23 protein-coding genes are annotated in these 24610 nt (G+C 61.5%); 4 read left to right on the forward strand and 19 right to left on the reverse strand.

Annotation, left to right across the window (positions count from 1 at the left end; translation table 11 throughout):
* The first annotated feature begins 64 nt into the window (after positions 1-64).
* Positions 65-1294: a spore maturation protein gene (locus N5D53_RS22685; protein ID WP_190869795.1), complete on the forward strand. Its 1230-nt coding sequence runs from the start codon at positions 65-67 to the stop codon at positions 1292-1294.
* Here N5D53_RS22685 and N5D53_RS22690 read toward each other — a convergent pair.
* The 9 genes from N5D53_RS22690 to N5D53_RS22730 all read right to left on the reverse strand — a co-directional run bounded on the left by N5D53_RS22690 (position 1276) and on the right by N5D53_RS22730 (position 11547).
* On the reverse strand, positions 1276-1911 hold the full coding sequence (locus tag N5D53_RS22690) for an ABC-type transport auxiliary lipoprotein family protein (RefSeq protein ID WP_014589268.1): 636 nt from the start codon (positions 1909-1911) through the stop codon (positions 1276-1278). The two genes, N5D53_RS22685 and N5D53_RS22690, sit on opposite strands and share 19 nt — an antisense overlap.
* Positions 1908-2846 (reverse strand): MlaD family protein, encoded by a 939-nt coding sequence (locus N5D53_RS22695; RefSeq protein WP_010951534.1) that lies wholly within the window; start codon positions 2844-2846, stop codon positions 1908-1910. The genes N5D53_RS22690 and N5D53_RS22695 overlap by 4 nt, the downstream gene beginning before the upstream one ends.
* A gap of 3 nt (positions 2847-2849) precedes the next feature.
* Entirely contained in the window at positions 2850-3641 is a 792-nt protein-coding gene (locus N5D53_RS22700; RefSeq protein ID WP_010951535.1) for an ATP-binding cassette domain-containing protein, read from the reverse strand.
* Positions 3638-4771 carry an MlaE family lipid ABC transporter permease subunit gene (locus N5D53_RS22705; RefSeq protein ID WP_064490880.1) on the reverse strand — a complete coding sequence of 378 codons (1134 nt, stop codon included), beginning with the start codon at positions 4769-4771 and terminating at the stop codon, positions 3638-3640. The genes N5D53_RS22700 and N5D53_RS22705 overlap by 4 nt, the downstream gene beginning before the upstream one ends.
* Before the next feature lie 131 nt (positions 4772-4902).
* Entirely contained in the window at positions 4903-5928 is a 1026-nt protein-coding gene (locus N5D53_RS22710; protein WP_064490879.1) for a DUF5924 family protein, read from the reverse strand.
* A 93-nt stretch (positions 5929-6021) separates the two neighbouring features.
* Positions 6022-7428: a pitrilysin family protein gene (locus N5D53_RS22715; protein ID WP_010951538.1), complete on the reverse strand. Its 1407-nt coding sequence runs from the start codon at positions 7426-7428 to the stop codon at positions 6022-6024.
* Positions 7429-7458: 30 nt separating this feature from the next.
* Positions 7459-9117, reverse strand: coding sequence for a Na/Pi cotransporter family protein (locus N5D53_RS22720; RefSeq protein ID WP_129933001.1), 1659 nt, complete (start codon positions 9115-9117; stop codon positions 7459-7461).
* A gap of 282 nt (positions 9118-9399) precedes the next feature.
* On the reverse strand, positions 9400-10170 hold the full coding sequence (locus tag N5D53_RS22725) for a TerC family protein (protein WP_003252940.1): 771 nt from the start codon (positions 10168-10170) through the stop codon (positions 9400-9402).
* Between the two features lie 69 nt (positions 10171-10239).
* Positions 10240-11547 (reverse strand): CitMHS family transporter, encoded by a 1308-nt coding sequence (locus N5D53_RS22730; RefSeq protein ID WP_010951541.1) that lies wholly within the window; start codon positions 11545-11547, stop codon positions 10240-10242.
* A 267-nt stretch (positions 11548-11814) separates the two neighbouring features.
* Here N5D53_RS22730 and N5D53_RS22735 point away from each other — a divergent pair, with 267 nt between their 5' ends.
* A complete protein-coding gene (locus N5D53_RS22735) occupies positions 11815-12216 on the forward strand; it encodes a GFA family protein (protein ID WP_104960558.1) in 402 nt (133 codons plus the stop codon).
* Positions 12217-12254: 38 nt separating this feature from the next.
* Here the strand turns inward: N5D53_RS22735 and N5D53_RS22740 are convergent, their stop codons facing one another.
* The 10 genes from N5D53_RS22740 to N5D53_RS22785 form a co-directional block, all read right to left on the reverse strand.
* Positions 12255-14210: a DUF4105 domain-containing protein gene (locus N5D53_RS22740; protein ID WP_121160917.1), complete on the reverse strand. Its 1956-nt coding sequence runs from the start codon at positions 14208-14210 to the stop codon at positions 12255-12257.
* A complete protein-coding gene (locus tag N5D53_RS22745) occupies positions 14207-14527 on the reverse strand; it encodes a DUF2388 domain-containing protein (RefSeq protein WP_020192357.1) in 321 nt (106 codons plus the stop codon). The genes N5D53_RS22740 and N5D53_RS22745 overlap by 4 nt, the downstream gene beginning before the upstream one ends.
* Before the next feature lie 36 nt (positions 14528-14563).
* A complete protein-coding gene (locus N5D53_RS22750; RefSeq protein ID WP_010951544.1) occupies positions 14564-14857 on the reverse strand; it encodes a DUF2388 domain-containing protein in 294 nt (97 codons plus the stop codon).
* Between the two features lie 89 nt (positions 14858-14946).
* Positions 14947-15264 (reverse strand): DUF2388 domain-containing protein, encoded by a 318-nt coding sequence (locus N5D53_RS22755; RefSeq protein WP_014589278.1) that lies wholly within the window; start codon positions 15262-15264, stop codon positions 14947-14949.
* Between the two features lie 308 nt (positions 15265-15572).
* Positions 15573-15788 (reverse strand): DUF1127 domain-containing protein, encoded by a 216-nt coding sequence (locus tag N5D53_RS22760; RefSeq protein WP_003252924.1) that lies wholly within the window; start codon positions 15786-15788, stop codon positions 15573-15575.
* Positions 15789-16161: 373 nt separating this feature from the next.
* The gene (locus N5D53_RS22765) at positions 16162-17655 is read right to left on the reverse strand and encodes an acetyl-CoA hydrolase/transferase family protein (RefSeq protein ID WP_003252922.1); all 1494 of its coding nucleotides are present in this window, start codon (positions 17653-17655) and stop codon (positions 16162-16164) included.
* A gap of 186 nt (positions 17656-17841) precedes the next feature.
* Positions 17842-19278, reverse strand: a complete 1437-nt coding sequence (locus tag N5D53_RS22770) for an NAD(P)(+) transhydrogenase (Re/Si-specific) subunit beta (protein ID WP_003252919.1) — start codon at positions 19276-19278, stop codon at positions 17842-17844.
* A 2-nt stretch (positions 19279-19280) separates the two neighbouring features.
* Positions 19281-19595, reverse strand: coding sequence for an NAD(P) transhydrogenase subunit alpha (locus N5D53_RS22775; RefSeq protein ID WP_003252914.1), 315 nt, complete (start codon positions 19593-19595; stop codon positions 19281-19283).
* Between the two features lie 11 nt (positions 19596-19606).
* Positions 19607-20728 carry a Re/Si-specific NAD(P)(+) transhydrogenase subunit alpha gene (locus tag N5D53_RS22780; protein WP_020191551.1) on the reverse strand — a complete coding sequence of 374 codons (1122 nt, stop codon included), beginning with the start codon at positions 20726-20728 and terminating at the stop codon, positions 19607-19609.
* Between the two features lie 418 nt (positions 20729-21146).
* Positions 21147-22064 (reverse strand): LysR family transcriptional regulator, encoded by a 918-nt coding sequence (locus N5D53_RS22785; RefSeq protein ID WP_104960561.1) that lies wholly within the window; start codon positions 22062-22064, stop codon positions 21147-21149.
* 160 nt (positions 22065-22224) lie between these two features.
* On the opposite strand from N5D53_RS22785, the gene N5D53_RS22790 reads away from it, so the two are divergent.
* Together N5D53_RS22790 and N5D53_RS22795 are read left to right on the forward strand one after the other, a co-directional pair.
* Positions 22225-23406, forward strand: coding sequence for an acyl-CoA dehydrogenase (locus tag N5D53_RS22790; protein ID WP_003252907.1), 1182 nt, complete (start codon positions 22225-22227; stop codon positions 23404-23406).
* Between the two features lie 13 nt (positions 23407-23419).
* The coding region (locus N5D53_RS22795; RefSeq protein WP_279840872.1) for a CaiB/BaiF CoA-transferase family protein at positions 23420-24610 on the forward strand (1191 nt) is incomplete at its 3' end.

The raw sequence follows: 24610 nt of genomic DNA on the forward strand, positions 1-24610 counted from the left end.
CGCGGTCTCCAGTCACCAGCTGCGATACGCTATTATTCGGGCACTTTTCAGGGGGAACATACGGATGCTCAACGGCCTTTGGCTCGGCTTTTTCCTGGTGGCGGCGTTGTCCGCCATAGCCCAATGGCTGGTGGGTGGCAACGCAGGCATCTTCGCGGCAATGGTCGAAAGCATCTTCGCCATGGCCAAGCTGTCGGTCGAGGTGATGGTGCTGCTGTTCGGCACACTGACCCTGTGGCTGGGCTTTCTCAAAATCGCCGAAAAGGCCGGCATCGTCGAATGGTTGGCCAGGGTGCTGGGCCCGTTGTTCGCCCGCCTGATGCCGGAGGTGCCGCCCGGCCACCCAGCCCTGGGCCTGATCACCATGAACTTCGCTGCCAACGGCCTGGGACTGGACAACGCTGCTACGCCGATTGGCCTGAAGGCCATGCGCGCGCTGCAGGAGCTGAACCCCGGCAGCACCACCGCGAGCAACGCGCAGATCCTGTTTCTGGTGCTCAACGCCTCGTCGCTGACCCTGCTACCGGTAACTGTCTTCATGTACCGGGCCCAGCAAGGCGCGCCAGACCCGACCATGGTGTTTCTGCCAATCCTGCTAGCGACCAGCGTCTCGACCCTGGTTGGTCTGCTGTCGGTGGCAGTGATGCAGCGTTTGCGTCTGTGGGACCCGGTGGTGCTTGCCTACTTCATCCCCGGCGCTTTGCTGCTGGGAGGCTTCATGGCTTTTCTTGGCACCCTGTCGGCCGCCGCGCTGGCCAGCCTGTCGTCGCTCCTGGGCAACCTCACGCTGTTTGGCGTGATCATGCTGTTCCTGGTGGTGGGCGCCCTGAAGCGGGTGAAGGTGTATGAAGCCTTTGTCGAAGGCGCCACGGAAGGCTTCGATGTGGCCAAGAGCCTGCTGCCCTACCTGGTGGCGATGCTGGTGGCGGTGGGTGTGCTGCGCGCCTCTGGTGCCCTGGAGCTGGCCCTGGACGGTATCCGCCATGCGGTTAGCTGGATGGGACTGGACACGCGCTTCGTCGAGGGCCTGCCCACCGCGCTGGTCAAGCCGTTCTCTGGCAGCGCAGCGCGGGCAATGCTGATCGAGACCATGCAGACCCAAGGCGTGGACAGTTTCGCTGCCTTGGTGGCAGCGACGATTCAGGGCAGCACCGAAACCACCTTCTACGTACTGGCCGTGTACTTTGGTGCCGTGGGCATCCAGCGCGTGCGCCATGCGGTCGGTTGCGCACTGCTGGCCGAGTTTTCAGGGGTGGTCGCGGCGATCTTCGTCTGCTACTGGTTCTTTGCCTGAAGCTTCAGTTGTGCCTGGTTGGCCTGGGTGATGGTCCAGTTCACGACTTGCCCCACCAGCTGGTCGCTGGCCTGGCCGAAGCCGGCGACCACTGCTGATACCTGTTTGTCGTCCAGCGGTTGGCGGATTTCGAAGCGCTTGCTGGCCAGGATGCGTTGGTTGCGGCCCTGGACCAAGCGAGCGTCATAGCGGATCACCACCTCCACTGCCCCATCCGTGCGGTATTCACTCTGAAATGCCTGCAGCTCGCCGGCCAGCTCGTAGTCTGCCTGCAGGTTACTGTCGTCAGCGCTCAGGCGCTGTACCTGGCCCTCACGCTGGAACCCGTCGAGCAAGCGGTTACGCAGCAGCACCGGGGCCGCATCGCTCCAGCGCGCGCCCTTGTAGCTGCTCACCACATTGCCCTGGGGAACCACGGCAATCCTTGGCCCGGCCAACACTTCACTGGCCAGCGGCTTGTTCAGGCGCAATGACCAGTCCAGCGGCGGCGCTGTGCGGCTGGGCTGGTTCACCGGCAGGCGATAAAGATCCACAGGTTCGCTCTGCGGCAGGATCGAGCAGGCACTGGCCAGGCTCAGCGAGGCCGCCAGGGTCAGCAGGCGCAGCGACGGATTCATGGCTGGAACTCCTTGTTGTTGTCGCGGCCAAGCAGGTAGCCGCTTGGGTCGGCCTCCAGTTGCCGGGAAATGCCTTTGAGTGCGTTCAGGGTTTCGCGCAGTTCACGAATGGCCGGGGCGAGCTGGTTCAGGCTCTGGGCGCCGTCACCGATAGCCTCGCTGTTGTTCTGGAGCAGGTTATTGATGGTTGCCGTGCTTTGGGCCAGTGACTGCATGGCCTGTTCGGCGCTGCCGATCGCCTGTTTGCCTTCGCTATCCAGCAGGCCGTTGGCATTGCGCATCAATGCCTGGGTTTCGGCCAGGGTGGCGCTGGCCTGCTTGCCCACCTGCACCAGCTGTGCGATGGCCTCGGCGATGCTGCCGTGCTGGCCGGCAAAGGCGCCGGTGGTCTTGTCGAGGTTGGCCAGCGTGTTGCTGAGGTGGCCTATGTTGTCCTCGGAGAACATCTGGTTGGCGTTATGGAGCAGCATGTTGATGTTGGTCACCAGGTCGCTGCTGTCGTTGAGCAGACGCGAGATTGGCGATGGCGAAGCGATGATCACCGGCAGCTTGCCATCCTTGCCTTTAAGCTCGGGGCTTTGCGGGGTGCCGCCGCTGAGCTGGATGAACGAGTTGCCGGTGACGCCGGCCAGGGTCAGCTTGGCCTGGGTGTCTTCCTTCACCGGGGTATCGGCGCTCAGGCGCACGCGTGCCAGTACCCGGCGCGGGTCTTTCGGGTCCAGACGCAGGGTGGACACGTCGCCCACCTTGATGCCGTTGTACTGGACCGTGCTGCCGGGAGAAAGGCCGGACACGGCTTCGTTGAACACCACTTCGTAATCCTTGAAGGCGTCGTCGACACTGGACTTGGCCAGCCACAGGCCGAACAGCATGGCCCCTGTCACCACCAGAACGGTGACCAGGCCTATGAGGACGTGATGGGCTCGGGTTTCCATTGCTCAGCGCTCCTGCCCGGCACGGGTGGCAGCCTGTTCGGCTGCGCGCCCGCGTGGGCCGTGAAAGTATTCTTGGATCCAGGTGTCGTTGGTCTTCTCGACCTCGGCCAGCGGGCCGGCCACCAGGACCTTCTTTTGCGACAGCACCGCGATGCGGTCGGTGATGGTGTACAGGGTGTCGAGGTCGTGGGTGATCAGGAACACCGACAGGCCCAGCGCATCGCGCAGGGTAAGGATCAACTGGTCAAATGCCGCGGCACCGATCGGGTCCAGGCCTGCCGTGGGTTCGTCGAGGAACAGGATGTCCGGGTCCAGGGCCAAGGCGCGGGCCAGCGCTGCGCGCTTGATCATGCCCCCCGACAACGAGGCCGGGTACTTGTCGGCAGCCGAGATCGGCAACCCGGCAAGGGCCAGTTTCACCCCGGCCAGGTGCTCGGCATCGCTACGGGACAGCCCGGCGTGCTCGATCAGCGGCAAGGCCACGTTTTCGGTCACCGTCAGCGAAGAGAACAGCGCCCCCTTCTGGAACAGCACGCCAAAGCGCCGTTCGACCAGTGAACGCTGTTCTTCGCGCAGGCCGGTCAGGTCCTGGCCGAGCACCTTGATCTGCCCTTCATTGGGCCGGCGCAGCCCAATGATGCTGCGCAGAAGCACCGATTTGCCGCTGCCTGAACCGCCTACCACGGCGAGGATTTCGCCGCGGTACAGGTCAAGGTCAAGGTTTTCATGCACCACCTGGCGGCCGAAGCGGTTGCAGATGCCGCGGGCTTCGATTACGCAATTCTGGCCACTCACCAGCCCATCTCCATGAAGAACAGCGCTGCCACCGCATCCAGCACGATGACCACAAAAATCGACTGCACCACTGCCGAGGTGGTGTGTGCCCCCACCGACTCGGCGCTGCCGCTGACCTTGAAGCCTTCCAGGCAGCCGATGGCGGCGATCAGGAAGGCGAAGAACGGTGCCTTGGCCAGGCCTACCAGGAAGTGCTGCACGCCAATGTCGGTTTGCAGCAGCGACAGGAACATGGCCGGTGAAATATCCAGTGTCAGGGCGCATACCACCGCCCCGCCAACGATGCCGCAGATCATGGCGACAAAGGTGAGCAACGGCAGCGAAATCAGCAGAGCCAGTACCCGCGGCACCACCAGCAGCTCCATGGGGTTGAGGCCCAGCGTGCGGATGGCGTCAATTTCTTCGTTGGCCTTCATCGAGCCGATCTGCGCGGTGAACGCGCTGGCAGTGCGGCCGGCCATGAGAATGGCTGTCAGCAGCACGGCGAACTCGCGCAGGAACGAGAACGCGACCAGGTCGACGGTGAAAATGGTCGCGCCGAAGTCGGCCAGCACCGTGGCACCGAGAAAAGCGACTACGGCGCCTACCAGAAAGGTCAGCAACGCAACGATGGGCGCGGCGTCCAGCCCGGTCTGCTCAATATGTGCCACCACAGGAGTGAAGCGCCAGCGATGTGGCTGGAAGGCGCGGCGCAGCAAGGTTTCCAGAATCACACCGACGAAACCAAGCAGCTGCATGCTGTCCTGCCACAGCGTGCCGACGGCGCGGCCGATACGCTCCAGCAGCAGCAACAGCACATTGCGCTCGGGCTCCTTGACCGGGATGCAGTAATCCTGGACCGAACAGTAGACGTTTTTCAGCAGCGCCTGGCTGGCTTCAGGCAGCGCGTGGGTGCAGTGCGACAGGCGCTCGGAGCCTAGCAGTTCGGCCAGCAGCGAAGCGCCGGCAGTGTCCAGGCGGCCCAGCTGGCTGAGGTCGGCGACGGTGTCGGCAGGGCACTGCGAGCGCAGGCGCTCGCTCTCGCGCTTGAGGTTGGCGTAGTGTGCCAGGGTCCAGTCACCGGTAATACGCAGGCAGGCCGGTTGGCTGCTGGTGTCCAGGGTGGCGCTGGGGTTGGTCATAGGCTCCATGCAATTGACTCGGCGCTAAGGCTTAGGGGCTGATCATAGCGCAGGGGGCATGGGCTGTTTGGTGATTATGTGCTGTGTGTACGCTTGGCAACAGTGACCTGGAGCCGCCTTGTGCTGCGCAAGGCAGGGGGTCAACTACTCGCGGGTGCATCATTGACCACCTTGAAGCGCAGCACGCCGATCACTTGCCCATCCTCGGTCAGCACCCTCACCTGCCACTTGCCTACCGGGTTGGGCGGGAAGTTCTGCTTGTGGGTCCAGGCACGATAGCCTTCCTTGCGCCCGCCGTGGATGTCCAGGGCAATGCGGTCGACCTCTTGGCCGTCCTTCTGCCACACGTGGTAGATCCGCTCGTTCAGGCCGCGTGGCGCGTTGATGGCGGTGTAGGCATACAGGCCACTGCTGCGGATGCGGCTGGCGGCAATTTCGTCCAGCGAGTCGCCCGGTTGGCGGTTCATTACTTCGGTACTCACCGCCACCTCGGTCATCCACAGGGTTGCCGGCGGTACCCAGGAGCGCAGCAGCCAGCCGCCGGCACCGACCGACAGGGTAACCAGCACCAGTGCCACGGCGCGGCGCCAGTTGTTGATCGGGAAGCTGCTGGCCAGGCTGGGGAACGACAAGGCCATGGCTGCGATCAGGGCCAGCTTGAAGCTTTGTGCGGTGGTCAGGTGCAGGATGATCGGTAGCGCGGTCAGCAGAGCGGCGAACAACGTCAGGGTATGCAGCGCCAGGAACAGCCAGCGCCGTGGTGCCAGCCACTTGTAGTACAGCGGGTCGGTGATCGAAACCAGGCCGGCGGCGCCGAGCAAGCCGGTGAAGACCAGCTGACCGCTGTTCCAGGTGGTGGTGATGAAAAAGAACGGCAGCACGAAGAACAGCGTTTCCTGGTGGATCATCTGCGTTGCGTAGCGCAGCAGCGGCTGAGGGATCTCGCGGTTGAAAGTGCGCGCGAATAGCCCGGTGAGGGTGTTCTCCAGCATCAGCCAGACCCAGCTGACCAGCATGAGCACGGCGACCCAGCTGGCCAGGCCAGCCTGGCGGTCGACCAGGATGAAGCTGCCGATACCGGAGAGGAAACCGCCGAGCGCAATGATGCCGGGGTAGCGCTTGAGTAGTTCGATGATGCGCTGGACGATATGGGGGATTTGGGGCATTGGGGGCTACGACAGAAAAGTGAGGTGGCTGTGCCAGCCTCTTCGCGGGCAAGCCCGCGAAAGGGTCGGTACTGGCAAAAGGATACCGCCGATTTACCGCTGCCGTGTAGCACCACTGGGCCGTTCAGGTCCATGCCGCCGCCAGCGCAACAGCCCCGCCGCCAGGCCCAGCCCCACAAGCAAGGCCATCAGCCCGTAAAGCTCGTCATAGCCTAGCAACGGCTTTTCGATGCGCACATAGCCATCTTCCTTGAGCAGATCCTTCAATGCCTCGTTGGCCTGTTCCAGGCTGACCTGGCGCAGCTTGCGCATCGGGTTGGCAAAGCGCCCGTCGGTATAGTCGTTCAGCGCCCCCCAGTAGTAGTCGGCCAAGGCGCTGTTGCCTTGGGTGCTCCAGCTTTCCTTGGCGATGCTGGCTTCCTTGATGCGGGCGAAGGTGTCCGGGTCCAGGCCTTCCTTGCGCAGGTGGTCGAACAGGGCCTGCATCACCTTGACAGCCTTGTCGATGTCATCGCGCTCAAGGTCCGCATTGAGGCTGAGCAAGCCGGTGTCGCCAAAGCTCTCACGCTGCACGGAGGGGCCGTAGGACAGCTCGTTGCGCAGGCGCAGCTGGTCGTACAGCGCCCAGTCCAGGTAGCGCGACAGCAGGTCGAGGGTGGCTTGGTGGTCATTGTCCAGCACCGGCTCGATGAACAGCCAGTGCAATTTGACGCCATCACCCAGCCAGCCGCGGGTCAGGTTGCGGCGCTGCTCGGCCTGTCGGGTGATGCTTTCAAGGTTGCGGCGCTCTTCGGGTTCAGTGGCGGGCAGTTCGCCAAACGACCGCTCCAGATAGGCCGGAAGCAGGCGGTCGAGGCCACCGACCATGATCAGGGTCATGTTGTTGGCGGCGTACCAGCGGTCACGCAACGCCTGAACTTGCGCCAAGGTCATGTCGTCGAGGTTGGAGCGCTCCGGGCATTTCAGCCCCAGCTCGGTGGCCAACTGGTCGCTGGCGGGGTGGCCGATATCCTGGCGGTCGAGCCAGCGCTGCAGATGGCCATAGTGGCCGCCATCCTCGCGCTCTATGATGCGCTTGGCGGTGGCCAAGGCCTTGGCGTCGATGGTGGTATCGCGGATGACTGCCAACAGCAGGTCGAGGACCTTTCGCTGGTTGCGTGCCGGGGCCTCGATGACAAAGGTGGTGTCGGCACTGCTGGTATAGGCGTTCCACTCTCCGCCGAGCGCTTGCAGGCGCTCTTCCAGCCCGCCTTCGCCTGTTTCGTCGATGCCACTGAACAGCAGGTGCTCAAGCAGGTGTGGCAGCTCTTTCTGCTCGCAGTCGAAATCATCCAGGCCCACGCCGACCACCAGACGAATCGCCACATGGTCACGTTCGTAGCCGTCTTTCAGGATGACCTGCAGACCATTGGGCAACAGGTAGCCTTCAACCCGCGAGCGGTCGAGGGCGAACGAGGGCAGGCTGCAGATCAGCAGGCAAACGAACATCAGGCAACGCATGGGCGAGCGAGGGTCCTCAGCTAGGAGAAATCACGGCAGGCGGGCTTCATCGGGCACACTGTCGAGCATCAGCCCTCCGGTGTCCGAGCCGCCCAGTACCACATAGGCACTGCTACAGAACAAAGAGTTCAACCGCTTCATGTCGGCGATCAGCTCCAAGTGTAGCGAACTGGTCTCGATACTTTGCACGACCTTGCGCTGCAGGCGGCTGACATGGGCGTGGGCGAGGCGCCGTTCCTGGGCCCGGAACCGGCGTTTTTCCCGCAGCAGCAAGCGGGCGCTTTCCGGGTCGGCACTGAGGAACACCGACAGGCCCAGGCGCAGGTTGGCCAGCAATTGCTCCTGCAGGCCGGTCAGCTCTTCCAGGCCTACCTGGGAAAATTCCCGACGCTGGCTGGTTTTCTGCTGCTGGACCTTGCGCAGCATGCGTTCGATCAGGTCGCAGGCGAGTTTGAGGTTAATCGACAGCTCGATGATTTCGGCCCAGCGGCGGTTGTCCTGTTCGCTGAGGTCTTCCCGTGACATCTGCGCCAGGTACAGCTTGATTGCGCTGTACAGGGCTTCGGCGTCTTCGCCCAAGGCGCGAACTTGCTGTGGCATGGCGGTCTGGGTGCCACGCAGGGCTCCAAGCATGGCTTCGAGCAGGCTGTCGACGATGTCCCCCAGGCGCAAAGTCTCGCGGGCGGCGTTGGCCAGGGCCAGGCTGGGCGTTTCCAGGGCCGAGGCGTCAAGGTGGCGCGGGCGCACCTGACCATTGCCGATTTCCCGTTCAGGTAGCAGGGCGTTGCACAGCCGACCCATCGGTTTGACCGTGGGCAGCATGATCAGACAGCGCAGCGTGTTGTAGAGCAGGTGAAAGCCGATGACCAGTTCCTGAGGGCTGAAACTCAGCGAGTCCATCCATGCCACCAGCGGGTGCAGCACAGGGATGATCAGCACCAGGCCGATCAGCTTGTACAGCAGGCTGCCCAAGGCCACCCGTCGCCCGGCGGCGTTCTGCATGCTGGTACTGATGAAGGCCAGCAGCCCGCTGCCGATGTTGGCGCCGACCACCAGCCCGATGGCTACCGGCAAGCTGATCAGTTCGGCGCCGGCCAGTGTCGCTGTGAGCAGAACGGCGGCCAGGCTGGAATAGGAAATCATGGCGAACATTGCACCGACCAGAGCGTCGAGCATGATGTCGCCGGTCAGTGAGGCAAACAGCACTTTCACGCCCTGGGCATGGGTGATCGGCGCAGCTGCCTGCACGATAAGCTCAAGTGCCAGGATGATCAGGCCAAGCCCGATGCCAACTCGGCCCAATTGGCCGGCCCGTGTCTGCTTGCGCGAAAGGAAGAAGATCACGCCAAGGAAGATCAGCAGTGGCGACAGCCAAGACAGGTCGAAGGTCAGTACCCGGGCCATCAGTGCGGTACCCACATCGGCACCCAGCATGATCGCCAAGGCCGGGGTCATGGCCATCAGGCCTTGGCCGACGAAAGAGGTGACCAGCATGGCCGTGGCGTTGCTGCTTTGAACCATGGCCGTGACCAGAATACCGGCGATGAATGCCAGCGGGCGCTTGTCCATGTTCTGGCTGATGATGCGTCGCAGGTTCGAGCCGAATACCCGGAGGATGCCGGTGCGCACAATGTGGGTACCCCAGACCAGAAGCGTCACGGCCGAGAGCAGGTTGAGCAGGGTCAGCATGGCGAAGGCCCCCTGTTGCATAGGCCCATCGGGCCAAGAAAAGAAACGTGAGCGTTTGAAGAATTTTCAGTGCTCACTCAAAGCTTTAGTTGTTTTGCGCAGCTGTCGCCAGCTTCGCATGGCAGTCATTTATTTGAAACAGATCTTGAAACGAATGACTGCCCGTGGGGGCTGCTTCGCGGGCAAGCCTCCACAGTGACAACGCGCAGGAAAAAACGCACAGAAAAAAGGCATTAAAAAGGGCCCTGCGAAGGGCCCTTGTTGTGCTGCACTTCCTTGGCCTTATTGACCCGGAATGTCCTTGCGCAGTTTCACCGGTTCATGATCCTTGCCTTCCTTGCGGGCCATGGCGGTGCGCATGCGTATGTTGATGGCTTCCACCCCCAGCGAGAAGGCCATGGCGAAGTAGACATAGCCCTTCGGCACATGCACATCGAACGCTTCAGCGATCAGTACAGTACCGACCACGATCAGGAACGACAGCGCGAGCATCTTCAGCGACGGGTGCTTGTCGATGAAATTGCTGATGGCGCCGGCGCACAGCATCATCACCAGCACGGCCACGACGATGGCGGCGATCATCACTGGTACGTGGGAAACCATGCCCACAGCGGTGATCACCGAGTCCAGCGAGAACACGATGTCGATGATGGCGATCTGGATGATGGTGTAGAAGAACTTGCCACCTGCGCCTTTGGGCTCCTCTGCGTTCTCGTCCTCGCCTTCCAGACCGTGGTAGATCTCTTGCGAGCTCTTCCACAGCAGGAACAGGCCACCGAAGAACAGGATCAGGTCACGCCCGGAGATGCCTTGGCCAAAGACCACGAACAGGTCGGCGGTGAGGCGCATGACCCAGGTAATCGACAGCAGCAGCATGATACGGGTGACCATGGCCAGGGCCAGGCCGAAGATCCGGGTGCGTGGCTGCATGTGCTTGGGCATGCGGCTGACCAGAATCGAGATCATTATGATGTTGTCGATACCGAGGACGATCTCAAGCGCGGTAAGGGTGAAAAAGGCAACCCAGATTTCCGGGCTGGTCAGCCATTCCATGTATTTTCCTTCGAGCGGTAATGGCAACGCGCCCCGGTCAGGGCGCGTCGCGTACGTGATACGGATGTATTAAAGACTACTGAACAGCGGGAAAATCCCCATCAGCAGTGCGCCGAGCATTATGCACAGGCATACCAGCACTGCCCACTTGAGCGTGAAGCGCTGATGATCGCCGAACTCGATACCGGCCAGGGCTACCAGCAGGTAGGTGGAGGGTACCAGCGGGCTGAGCAGGTGTACCGGCTGCCCGACGATCGACGCACGGGCCATTTCCACCGGGGTGATGCCATAGTGGCTGGCGGCTTCGGCCAGCACCGGCAGCACGCCGTAGTAGAACGCATCGTTGGACATGAAGAACGTGAACGGCATGCTCACGATCGCGGTGATTACGGCCAAGTATGGGCCCAGCGCCTCGGGGATGACCGCCAGCAGGCTCTTGGACATGGCGTCGACCATGCCGGTGCCGGACAGGATGCCGGTGAAGATGCCGGCGGCGAAGATCAGCCCGGTCACGGCCAGTACGCTGCCGGCGTGGGCGGCGATGCGGTCTTTCTGCTGTTGCAGGCACGGGTAGTTGACGATCATGGCGATACTGAAGGCAATCATGAACAGCACTGGCAGCGGCAGCAGGCCGGCGATCAGCGCGACCATCAGGGCAGCGGTCAGGGCACCGTTGAAGTACAGCAGCTTGGGCCGGCGTGCGTCCGGGTACTGCGAGACGGTGATTTCGCTGTGGTCGATGTCGTCGGTAGGCAGATGCAGTTCGCCCAGGCGGGCACGCTCACGCTTGCCATACATGTAGGCAATGGCCAGGATCGCCAGTACACCGAACAGCATGGCCGGGATCATCGGCACGAAGATGTCTGACGGGTCTACGTGCAGGGCGCTGGCAGCACGCGCGGTCGGCCCACCCCATGGGGTCATGTTCATCACGCCGCCGGCGAGGATGATCAGGCCGGCCATGATCCGCGGGCTCATGCCCAGGCGGCTGTACATCGGCAGCATGGCGGCGCAGCAGATCATGTAGGTGGTGGCGCCGTCACCGTCGAGCGAGACCACCAGGGCCAGTACAGCGGTGCCGACCGAGACTTTCAGCGGATCGCCCTTGACCAGCTTGAGGATCTTGCGAACGGCCGGGTCGAACAGGCCGGAATCGATCATCAGGGCGAAATAGAGGATGGCGAACATCAGCATCACGCCGGTAGGTGCGAGCTTGCTGATGCCCTCTAGCATCATGGGGCCGATCTTGGCGGAAAAACCACCGAACAGGGCGAACAGGATCGGTACCAGAATCAGCGCGATCAAGGCCGAAAGGCGCTTGGTCATGATCAGGTACATGAACGTGATGACCATGGCAAAGCCGAGGAAGGTCAGCATGGCAATACTCCAGGCGTGGCGCGGCGAAAGGACAGTCGATTCGGGCGTATCAGCGCGTAGGGCGCTGTGCGGGGAGCATGCGGAGGGGGACTACGAAAAGGCGGGCACAGGAAGACATCAGAATCACCATTGTTGTTGTTGATTGGGCCGGGCGCGGTATTGACCGGGTGCCCTGGCTGACCGGTCTTGTGCCGGTAGTGGGCGCTATCCTAAAAGGGCAAGCTTTCAGCCAGCTTTCGCTGAAGCAAAGGTGACGAGAGGTAGGTGATGCAGGATGTAACCGAAGGTGGCTGCCATTGTGGAGCCCTGCGTTATCGGCTGGAGGGCAACCTGACGGACATTGCCCACTGCCATTGTTCGATCTGCAGGCGGGTCAGCGGTGGACTGGTGGTCACCTGGCTTACCCTGCCCCGTTCTGGGTTCCAGTGGTTAAGGGGCGAGCCGAGCTGCTATGTGGCGCCTGCCAGTTGCAGCCGCTACTTCTGTGGGCAGTGTGGGGCGCATGTGGCGCTGGTGACCACGCATAGCCCGCAGACGATCGATGTGACGGTGGCGACGCTGGATCACCCTGAGCGGGTACGAGCCAACCGACATATCTGGGCAGGCAGCCGGTTGGCTTGGCTGCATCTGGATGAGGATTTGCCCTCGGAAGATGAGGAGCGCCTGTAGGCGCGGGCTCGCCCGCGAAAGGGCCAGCCCTTCATACATCACAACTGCAGGCCACCAGCAGCCTTGTGCAACGCTCGCAAGTGCTCGCCGATCTGCTTCACGTTTGCCTCGACCGCTGCAATTTCCTTGGCTCGCGACGGCTCCAGCAGCGCCCTCACCTCTTTGTCCAGGCTTGTGCTCAAGCGCAACAGCTGTGCCTGGCGCTCTCTGCTCACCTGCTCCAGGTGCTTGCGCTCTTCTGGCTGCGGCAGCCCGTAGCCTTTGGAATCGAGCAACTCTGCCGGGCGGCTGAGAAAACCGCTGTTGGCAAGCATTTGCTTGAGCGTGGCATCGGCTTTGTTGATGCTGCCATCCTTCAAGGCTGCGGCATTCAGGTAACGCTGCTTGACCTCGTCCTGGGCCAGCAGAAGCTGCCGGCGCAGGCTGGCCTGCTCAAGCAGAAGCAGTGCCGCACTGGTGCGCAGGTCAGCCTTGGCGAACCAGCTACGGCGCTGCTCGGCATTGAGGGCCAGCCAGTCTTCAACCAGAGCTTGCTTGATTGGCAACTGCTTTCTCAGCACCTCGAACATGGCCTGGTACCGGTCGCGGTAAGAATCGAAGCGGTAGCCCAGGCGTAACGCTTCGCGCGGGTTATCAAGCACGCTGGTGTCTGCCAACCCCCTGCCCTTGAGCACTGCCAGCAAACCGTTGGGCATGATGCTGTCCAGGTCGTTGAGGCGTGGATTGGCGGTGCCGCTGCGCAGCAGCTTCAACGACTCCACGGCACAGTTGTTGGACAGGAACCAGTAGTTGCCGTCATAGCTCCAGTGCATCTCGGCGGCCTGGCGCACCAGGTTCTCGATTTCGTCGCGGCTGAGCTTCAAGGGCACCGAGGCCAGGCTGCGCAGCTCGGTCTTGGTGTATTCGTCGATCACCTGGCCCAGCGGCAGCACGAATAGCCGCGACGGGTAGTTGCCGACCAGGCCGTCCCAGCTGGACAGTTGCACGTCGTTGACGAAGGCGCGGTACGACAGCACCAGGCTTTGATCGAGGTCCAGGCGGCAGTCTGGTCCGCGTGGGCGGCCCGGCTTGCAGATCACCAGGCGCAGCATGCTGTGCCCCCAGCGGCTGACCAGGTTCTGATTGGCTTCAGCCAGCAGATAGTCCACTTCGTAGACCCTTTCCGGGTCTATTTCACCTAGGGGCTGGCGGGCGAAGTCGCTGCCGGCATTGATGAATGGCAGGCCCTTGGCACAGGTGTCCTGTTGGGGTGCCCAGCCGAAGTGTTCGCGAAGGTACTGATACAGCGCCGGGCGACGGCAGCTGTAGCTCGGGTCGAGGAGGAAATACTCCATGTTGACCGCGATGTATTCCTTGGAGCTGCTCAACTCATAGCTGTCGGGGCTGCGCACGAATTGGCCATTGTGCTGTTCGCGCTCGCCTCGTCGGCCCACGTACTGCTGCCACCCGGCCAGGTCGAGCAGGCGTGGGTCGTCGCTCAGGGTGAAGCGGCGCTCGGCCTGCCCGCGGCATTCTTCCGGCAGGCCGACCTTGCCCAGCGTGCCTTGCTGGCGTTTGCAGCGTGCAATCAGCGCATTTTCGGCGCTGGGCCACAGGCGGGCACGGTCGTAGAGATGGGTGAGCTCGTGCAGCACGGTGGCCAGCAGCTCTTCACGCACCGTGCCATGTGGGCGGTCGGTGCGCTTAGCGGCGGCGCTGCCATCGGCGAGGCTGGGCAGCAAGCGGCGGTTGAGCTCGAGGGTGGATATCAGTGATGCCTGCCCATAGGCGTCGGCAGGCATGTTGTCGCTCCAGCTGACCCGCACGCGGCGGTCCAGCTGTTGCTTGAAGCGCGGTGGCAGCTTGCCCATGGCCTCGTCGAGCAGGGCTTGGGAGGCTTTTGTTTGTTGTGGGTCGAGGCCGGACGCCTGCAGCTCAAGCTGCAGGTCGGCCAAGGCGGGCGTGCCGAGCAGCGTCAGGGCGCAGCCAAGCAGCCAGGCACGCACGCGCTTCACAGTGCGAGTATGGCTTCAGCCAATACCTGGTCGCTGGCGCCGCGCGCTTCCGGTACTCGCTCGCGCAGGGTACTGAAGGCCGCCTCGAGTTGGACGCCGCGGATGTCACCGTTGCTGGCGACGAAGCTTGCAGCGTCGTCGTGGGCTTCGCGCACCACTTTGGAGTCGCGGATCGAGGTGGTGGTGTCTGAGGTGAAGTCGATCGAGCGGCCAAAGGCACGCACGATGATGTTGCTGGTGGCCACCAGGGTCTGTGCCTGGGCCAGGTCGGCCAGCAGCAGCATGCCGAGGGAAGCGGCAATCAGCGGTTTGCGCATGGAGCATCTCCGAAAAATACAGGGAGTCAGATGTAGTTATTGGACGAGAATTGCCTGCGCCAGTTCCAGATCGCCGACGGCGTGCCGTGCGCAATTGTGGCGTAATGATTCCAGGGCGGCTTCCAGGCGTGCACCACGGATCAGCCCGTCGCTGGCAACGAATGCGGCGGCATCGTCGCGGGCCTGTGTAAGCAGTTTGCGATCGAATGGTGCGACTGTGACCTGGCTGGTGACATAGCCGGTGATGACCAGGCTTTGTGTGGTGGTATCCATGGCATGGGCGCTGGCCATGCCTGCGGCGGCGAACAGCAATGGCAACAGATAACGCATGAGCTTTCTTGAAGGCTGGAAAAATGAACGGCGAAGCCTACCTCAGGTGCGAGGGCCGAAGCCAACGCACCTGTTGTGCATGGCGCGTATCAGAGTGCCAGGATGGCCTGGGCCAGCTGTGCATCGCTGGCTTGCAGGGCCGGCATGTTCGAACGGATGTGCACAAAGGCGCTTTCCAGTCGGGCGCCGCGGATAGCGCCCTGAGTGCCGACGAAGCTGGCTGCGTCATCGCGGGCTGCCTGGACAATCTTGTCGTCGCGGAAGGAAGAGCTCACGTCGGATGTGGCGTCGGTGGAGGCAGCAACGGCGCCCACTACCGCGTCGGTGGTGACAACGAAACTGGTGGCATTGGCAGTGCCAGCCAGGCCAAGCAGCAGGGCGGCGCCAAGCAGGTGTTTACGGTTCATGATGTGGACTCCTGGGTAGGTCAGGTTGGTTCTGCTGTATCGGACGTTTGCAGGGCTCGTCACGGTACGTTTTCATCAACGGGTTCTAGCAGACGGTTAGGCCAAGCGTATCACGCAGTGCTGCGTAGAGATGACAACGACTGCTGTGCCAGACAACTGTTAAGGCGAATTTTCATTTTTGTAAAACTGTACTGGTCGCAATCTGAAGCACGCGACTGCGCGTCTCTCGGGCAATAAAAAACCCGCTGCAGTCACCTGCAACGGGTTTGAGGAATTCACGGTGCCGGCGAAGCCGGCAAGCCGGGAGCTTAGCGCCAGAAAGGCTTGCTCAGCTCTTCGTAACGCTGCGACTCGCTGATACCGGCGTCTGCCAGCAGGCGGGAGTCCAGGCGAGCCAGTTGACGACGGCTGGTCATACGGCGCTGCCACAGCAGCAGGGTCGACAATGCGCGCAGTGGCAGCGAAGTGTTGGATTGCTGGGCGTTGCTTTCAAAAACCAGACCGGAACTGAGGGTACGTTCCATGATGCTTCATCCTTCCGCTTATGGCGGCATTAGGTAGTGATTTAACTGATGCCAATGATCCTCCTCTGTCGTCCATAACAGTAGATACAGTTCGGTTGAAAGACGATGGCTCAGTTAACTGTGTAACCCTACTGTTGCACTCGAAATAGGCGTAACTGTACTGGTCCGCACTTATTTGGTGCGTTTTGATTCGAAGAAGGGGATTTGTCAGTCGGGAAGGTCTGAAAGAACCAGTACAGTAGTACAGATTATTCTACTAGTAGAGGAGTGGCGTAGTGATAGAAGGGTTTGACTGTTATGGCCCATTCGCGGGCAAGCCCGCGAAGAGGCCGGAACAGCGGAAGCAGGGCCGCCGTTCCGTACCACATCTGGATCAGCTGGCCAGCATGCGCCCGGTTTCTTCCAGGTTTTCGTGCCAGCTCAGGGCTTCACGCAGGATGTGCGGGGTATGGCCGCCACGCTGGCAGGCGCGGTCGAAGTAGTCGTTCAGCGCAGCGCGGTAGTCTGGGTGCACACAGTTGTCGATAATCGCTCGCGCCCGTTCGCGCGGCGCCAGGCCACGCAGGTCCGCCAAGCCCTGCTCGGTGACCAGGATGTCCACGTCGTGCTCGGTGTGGTCGACATGGCTGACCATTGGCACCACGCTGGAAATCGCCCCGCCTTTGGCAATCGACTTGGTGACGAACACCGCCAGGTGGGCGTTACGGGCGAAGTCGCCGGAGCCACCGATGCCGTTCATCATCCTGGTGCCACAGACGTGGGTGGAGTTGACGTTGCCGTAGATATCGAACTCCAGTGCGGTGTTGATACCGATGATGCCCAGGCGACGCACTACTTCCGGGTGGTTGGAGATTTCCTGCGGGCGTAGCACCAGCTTGTCCTTGTAGCGCTCCAGGTTGCCGAACACATCGGCATTGCGGCGCGTCGACAGGGTGATCGAGCTGCCGGATGCGAAGCTAAGCTTGCCGGCGTCGATCAGGTCGAAGGTGGAGTCCTGCAGTACTTCGGAGTACATGGTCAGGTCTTCGAACGGCGACTCGATCAGGCCGCACATCACCGCATTGGCAATGCTGCCAATGCCGGCTTGCAGCGGGCCGAGCTTGTTGGTCATACGGCCTGCATCCACTTCCTTCTTGAGGAAGTTGATCAGGTGGTCGGCGATGCCCTGTGTTTCATCATCTGGCGGCAGCACAGTGGACGGCGAGTCCGGCTGGTCGCTGATGACGATACCGACGATCTTGGCCGGATCGATCGGGATCGCGGTGCTGCCGATACGGTCGTCCACCTTGACCAGCGGGATTGGCGTGCGAGTCGGGCGGTAGGTTGGGATATAGATGTCGTGCAGGCCTTCGAGGTTGGTGTTGTGCGAGAGGTTGATCTCCACAATCACCTGCTTGGCGAAGATCGCGAAGCTGGCCGAGTTGCCCACCGAAGTGGTTGGCACGATGTGGCCTTGCTCGGTGATGGCCACGGCTTCGATGACCGCGATGTCCGGCAGCTTCAGCTGCTGGTTGCGCAGTTGCTCGACGGTTTCCGACAGGTGCTGGTCAATGAACATCACCTGGCCGTCATTGATGGCTTTGCGCAGGGTGCTGTCGACCTGGAACGGCATGCGGCGGGCCAACACACCGGCCTCGGTCAGTTGTTTGTCCAGGTCATTGCCCAGGCTGGCGCCGGTCATCAGGCTGATTTTCAGTGGCGATTGCTTGGCACGTTCGGCCAGTGCATGCGGTACGGCCTTGGCTTCGCCGGCGCGGGTGAAGCCGCTCATGCCGACAGTCATGCCGTCCTCGATCAGACCAGCGGCATCAGCCGCACTCATTACCTTGCTGTGCAGGGAGGACAAGCGGATACGATCACGGTACATGGATTGTTATCTCGGGCTACTGAAACTACTGCAGCGCAGTCTAGAGATTTCGCCCATTGCCGTCCCACGACCATGGTCGTATGAGAAGCCTTGTATTTGAGCCGTTGATCCGGATCAATAAAAGAAAAGCCCCGGCAGATTCTGACCGGGGCTTCCTTTATATCAGCTGGTTTGCAGCGGCTGGTGTCACTCCACCGCCTTGACCATGTCCTCGATGACCTTCTTGGCGTCACCGAACACCATCATGGTCTTGTCCAGATAGAACAGTTCGTTGTCCAGGCCGGCATAGCCGCTGGCCATCGAGCGTTTGTTGACGATGATGGTCTTGGCCTTGAACGCTTCGAGGATCGGCATGCCGGCGATTGGCGACTTGGGATCGTTCTTCGCCGCCGGGTTGACCACGTCGTTGGCGCCCAGCACCAGCACCACGTCGGCCTGGCCGAACTCGGCGTTGATGTCTTCCATTTCGAATACCTGATCGTACGGCACTTCAGCCTCGGCCAGCAGTACGTTCATGTGCCCGGGCATACGGCCCGCCACCGGGTGAATCGCATACTTCACGGTCACGCCGTTGTGGGTCAGCTTCTCGGTCAGCTCTTTCAGCGCGTGTTGTGCGCGGGCTACCGCCAGGCCGTAGCCCGGAACGATGATCACGCTGTCGGCGTTGCTGAGCAGGAAGGTGGCATCGTCAGCCGAACCGGACTTCACCGGCCGCTGTTCTTGCGAACCTTGCGCCGCGCCAGTGTCGGTATCGCCACCGAAGCCGCCAAGGATGACGTTGAAGAACGAACGGTTCATCGCCTTGCACATGATGTACGAGAGGATGGCACCGGACGAACCTACCAGGGAACCGGCGATGATCAGCATCGAGTTGTTCAGCGAGAAGCCGATGCCGGCCGCTGCCCAGCCCGAGTAGCTGTTGAGCATCGACACCACCACTGGCATGTCGGCGCCGCCGATCGGAATAATGATCAGCACACCCATGATGAAGGCCAGGACCAGCATCAGGGTGAAGGCACTGTAGTGGCCAGTGAAAGTGAACAGCAGGCCCAGGGCGATGGTGGTCAGGCCAAGGATCAGGTTCAGTTTGTGCTGGCCAGCGAACTGTACCGGTGCGCCCTGGAACAGTCGGAACTTGTACTTGCCCGACAGCTTGCCAAAGGCGATCACCGAACCGGAGAAGGTAATGGCACCAATGGCGGCGCCGAGGAACAGTTCCAGGCGGTTACCGGTGGGGATCGGGTCGCTGATGGCAGCCACAATGCCCATCGACTGCGGCTCCAGTACGGCGGCGATGGCGATGAATACCGCGGCCAGGCCGATCATGCTGTGCATGAAGGCGACCAGTTCGGGCATCTTGGTCATTTCGACGCGCTTGGCCATGATCGAACCGGCGGTGCCACCGACCAGCAGGCCGACGATGACATAGCCGATACCGGCAGTGGCAAGTTCAGCCCCGAGCTTATAAATGAGGCCAACCGTAGTGAGGATGGCGAGCCCCATGCCGATCATGCCGAACAGATTGCCGCGCCGCGAGGTGGTCGGGTGCGACAGGCCCTTGAGCGCCTGGATGAAGCACACCGAGGCGACGAGGTAGAGGAGCGTTACCAGATTCATGCTCATGCTTACTTCTTCGCCTCGTTCTTGGTTTTCTTCTTGAACATCTCAAGCATGCGGCGGGTGACCAGGAAGCCACCGAACACGTTGACTGCGGCAAGGGCCACGGCCAGGGTGCCCATCAGCTTGCCAGCCGGGGTCACGGTCAGGGCCGCGGCCAGCATGGCGCCGACGATGACGATTGCCGAGATGGCATTGGTGACCGCCATCAGTGGGGTGTGCAGCGCCGGGGTGACGTTCCACACCACGTGGTAGCCCACATAGATGGCCAGCACGAAAATGATCAGGTTATAGATGCCGTGGGAAATCAGCATGTCTTCCATTGTCGTGCTCCTTAGCCGTTTTTGCGGACGACCTGACCATCACGGCACATCAGGCAGGCCGCGACGATGTCGTCTTCGAGGTTGATGATCAGCGCGCCATCCTTGTCGAACAGCAGCTTCATGAAGTCCAGCAGGTTGCGTGCATACAGTGCCGAGGCATCGGCACTCACCTGGGCCGGCAGGTTGGTCGGGCCGACGATGATCACGCCGTTTTCCTGCACCACCTGGTCTGCGACGGTCAGCGGGCAGTTGCCGCCTTGGGCTGCAGCCAGGTCGATGACCACCGAGCCGGGCTTCATCTGCGCCACGGTTTCGGCGCTTAGCAGGGTCGGCGCCTTGCGCCCGGGGATCAGCGCGGTGGTGATGACGATATCCGCCTGCTTGGCGCGCTCGTGCACGGCCTGCGCCTGGCGCTGCATCCAACTGGCCGGCATTGGTCGGGCATAGCCGCCAACACCTTCGGCGCATTCTCGCTCCTCGTCGGTCTCGTATGGCACGTCGATGAATTTTGCACCCAGTGATTCGATCTGCTCTTTCACTGCCGGGCGAACGTCGGATGCTTCGATCACTGCACCCAGGCGCTTGGCTGTGGCGATGGCCTGCAAGCCGGCAACGCCGGCGCCCAGTACCAGCACGCGTGCGGCCTTAACGGTACCGGCAGCGGTCATCAGCATTGGCATGAAGCGTGGGTAGTGATGGGCTGCCAGCAACACGGCCTTGTAGCCGGCGATGTTGGCCTGCGACGACAGCACGTCCAGGCTCTGCGCCCGCGAGGTTCGCGGCGCGGCTTCCAGGGCGAAGGCGGTAATGCCGCGTTCGGCCATCTTGCCGATCAGTTCACCGTTGAAGGGGTTGAGCATGCCCACCAGAAGGCTGCCGCTGTTGATCAGGGCCAGTTCCTGGTCGTTGGGGGCGACCACTTTGAGTACCAATTGGGCGCCGTAGGCATCGGCGGCGCTCCCAAGGGAAGCACCCACGGCTTCATAGGCACTGTCCGGAATGGCGGCGTTGAGCCCTGCCCCCCGTTGAACGGTGACCTGATGGCCCTGGCCAATCAGTTTCTTGATGGTTTCGGGGGTCGCAGCGACCCTTGTCTCACCGGTCTGCGTCTCGAGAGGAACACCAATGTGCACGACTATTTCTCCTGCGGTGACCTTTTGTCTTTGTAGAAGCCAACACACTTCGGATGGTGCGCTGGGGCGGCTGTGGAGCGCCAACCCGCCGGATCCCGGGCGGGGCGAAGCATTTTGCAGACGAACCCGAAGGCCTTCAACCGGTTCTGGAGCGAAACGAAGTCAAAACTACAAGTCACCCTGTGACCGCTTGTCGCAGCAATAGGGTTGCAGCCCGTCAAACATGCGCCATTGGCAGATTAGGAGAAAAAATCAAAAAAAAGCGGCCAATTCGCTTACGACTAGTTGGATGTCGCAAAATAACCCGCAAAGCCGCGTACTGAGCACGGTTAAAGGGTGTTTTTGTGCTTGCGTTACAGTTTGCGAATATGCGACATATACATACATCTGTAGGTGTTTAAAATAATTGACTACAGGGTCAATTTGTCGCGTTTGTCCCTGAGCTATTTATGTAGGCCTGAGCCTGGCTTACCAGCCAGTCGCGGAAGGCGCGTAGCGACGCCGACTCCACCTTGCGCTCTGGAATCATCAGATAGTAGGCCTTGTCGCTACTCAGGGCATGCCTGTTAGCGACCACCAGCCTTCCCTCCTCCAACTCCCGCTGGATCAGGAACGGTGGTATCAGGGCAATGCCCATATCGTGCATGGCCGCCTGGGCGAGCATCGAGAATAGTTCATAGCGCGGGCCTGTCATGTCGCGCTCCACATTCATGCCCACACTGCCGAACCATTGCCGCCAGGCATACGGGCGCGTGCTCTGCTGCAGCAGTGGTAGCTGCGCGATGTGGCGTGCCTCGAGCATGCCTTGGCCGTTCAGCAGCGCCGGGCTGCACACAGGTACCGGGTTTTCACCCATCAGTTGGTGCGATTGGGTGCCTGACCAGTCCGCATCACCAAAATAGATGGCGGCATCGAAGGTAGTGTCGGCAAACAAGAATGGCCGGGTGCGGTTGGTGAGGTTGACTGTGACCTCCGGATGGCGCTGCTGGAAGTCCTTGAGCCGTGGTAGCAGCCATTGAGTGCCAAACGTCGGAACTACCGCCAGCTCGATCACATTGGCGCCTTGCTGGCGCATCACCGACAAGGTATCGCGCTCCACGGCGTCCAGTTGGGCCGCCACCTGGCGACTGTAGGACAGGCCGGCTTCGGTCAGCCTTACGCCGCGGCGCGAGCGACGGAACAGTTCCACATTAAGGAAGGCCTCCAGGCCACCGATCTGCCGACAGACGGCACCCTGGGTCAGCGCGAGTTCCTGGGCAGCCTTGGTAAAGCTCTCGTTACGGGCTGCCGCCTCGAAGCAAATCAGGGCGGCGGTACTGGGGATCTTGCGGCGCATGTACGTCAACCTCACTTGTAAGGCTGTCAATAAGGCGTTTTGCCGATTTACGGAGTGACAAAATATCACTAATCGGTGCGCAATCCTCGTTTGTCCCCGCAGCCGATCAGGCCTAGGCTCAAAGGCACAAGAAACTGACCCCTATTTCGAGGATTCGCTCATGGCCGGTAAAGCAAGCTTCAACTGGATCGACCCGTTGCTGCTGGATCAGCAACTCACTGAAGAAGAGCGCATGGTGCGTGACAGCGCTTATCAGTTCGCCCAGGACAAGCTGGCGCCGCGTGTGCTCGAGGCCTTCCGCCACGAGCAGACCGATCCGGCGATCTTCCGCGAGATGGGTGAAGTCGGCCTGTTGGGTGCAACCATCCCCGAGCAATACGGTGGCAGCGGCCTGAACTATGTGTGCTACGGCCTTATTGCTCGCGAAGTGGAACGTATCGACTCGGGTTATCGCTCGATGATGAGTGTGCAGTCGTCGCTGGTGATGGTGCCGATCAACGAATTTGGCACCGAAGCTCAAAAGCAGAAGTACCTCCCCAAGCTGGCCAGTGGCGAGTGGATCGGTTGCTTCGGTTTGACCGAGCCTAACCATGGCTCCGATCCTGGCTCGATGATTACCCGGGCGAGAAAGGTCGACGGTGGCTACCGGCTGACCGGCAGCAAGATGTGGATCACCAACAGCCCCATCGCCGATGTGTTCGTGGTGTGGGCCAAGGATGATGCGGGCGATATCCGTGGCTTTGTACTGGAAAAAGGCTGGCAAGGCCTGAGTGCCCCGGCAATTCATGGCAAGGTTGGCCTGCGCGCCTCGATCACTGGCGAAATCGTCATGGACAATGTGTTCGTGCCAGAAGAGAACATCTTCCCGGACGTGCGTGGCCTCAAGGGCCCGTTCACCTGCCTGAATTCGGCTCGCTATGGTATTTCGTGGGGTGCGCTGGGTGCCGCTGAAGCCTGCTGGCACACCGCCCGCCAATACACCCTGGACCGTCAGCAGTTTGGTCGTCCACTGGCCGCCAACCAGTTGATACAGAAGAAGCTTGCCGACATGCAGACAGAAATCACCCTGGCGCTGCAGGGCTGCCTGCGTCTGGGGCGCATGAAGGATGAAGGGACGGCTGCGGTGGAAATCACCTCCATCATGAAGCGCAATTCCTGCGGCAAGGCGCTGGATATCGCCCGTATGGCGCGTGACATGCTGGGCGGCAATGGCATCTCCGACGAGTTTGGTGTGGCCCGCCACCTGGTTAACCTGGAGGTGGTCAACACCTATGAAGGTACCCACGACGTGCATGCACTTATCCTGGGGCGTGCGCAGACTGGTATCCAGGCGTTCTATTAATAAGGAGCAAGCCATGGGCGCGCTATCACATCTGCGGGTGCTAGACCTTTCGCGCGTGTTGGCCGGCCCATGGTCTGGTCAGATTCTGGCTGACCTTGGCGCCGACGTGATCAAGGTCGAGCGCCCAGGCAGTGGCGACGATACCCGCTCATGGGGGCCGCCTTTCCTCAAGGATGTTGAAGGTGAGGATACCAGTGAGGCGGCCTATTACCTGTCGGCCAACCGCAACAAGCGCTCGGTGACCATCGACTTTACCCAGCCGGAGGGGCAGCGGCTGGTGCGTGAACTGGCGGCGAAGTGCGATATCGTCATAGAGAACTTCAAGGTAGGTGGGCTGGCTGCCTATGGCCTGGACTACCAGAGCCTCAAGGCGGTAAACCCGCAGCTCATCTATTGCTCCATTACCGGCTTCGGTCAGACCGGGCCCTATGCCAAGCGCGCTGGCTATGACTTCATGATCCAGGGGTTGGGTGGGCTGATGAGCCTGACCGGCCGTCCGGAGGGTGAAGAAGGCGCAGGGCCGGTCAAGGTGGGTGTGGCGCTTACCGATATTCTGACCGGGTTGTATTCCACGGTCGCCATGCTGGCTGCCCTCGCCCACCGGGATCAGACAGGGGTCGGCCAGCATGTCGACATGGCATTGCTCGATGTGCAGGTGGCCTGCCTTGCGAACCAGGCGATGAACTACCTGACCACGGGCACCCCTCCCCGTCGGCTGGGTAATGCGCATCCTAATATAGTCCCTTACCAGGACTTTCCGACGGCAGATGGCGATTTCATTCTTACCGTCGGTAATGACAGTCAGTTCCGCAAGTTCGCTGAGGTGGCCGGGCAGCCGCAATGGGCGGAGGACCCTCGGTTCGTTACCAATAAGCTGCGGGTCGCCAACCGGGCTGAGCTGATACCTTTGATTCGCCAGGCTACGGTGTTCAAGACCACGGCTGAGTGGGTGGCCCAGTTGGAGGCTGCAGGAGTGCCATGTGGGCCTATCAATAACCTGGCGCAGATGTTCCAGGACCCCCAGGTGCTGGCGCGCGGGTTGGCGTTGAATATCCCACATCCATTGGCGGGTAGTGTGCCGCAAGTTGCGAGCCCGATACGGTTGTCGGAGACGCCAGTGGAGTATCGCCGGGCGCCACCACTGCTGGGCGAGCATACCGAAGTGGTGCTGGGGGAAGTGTTGGGGCTGGATGCTTGCGAGGTA

Source organism: Pseudomonas sp. GD03862 (genome assembly GCF_029840855.1).
Classification (GTDB): Bacteria; Pseudomonadota; Gammaproteobacteria; order Pseudomonadales; family Pseudomonadaceae; genus Aquipseudomonas; species Aquipseudomonas alloputida.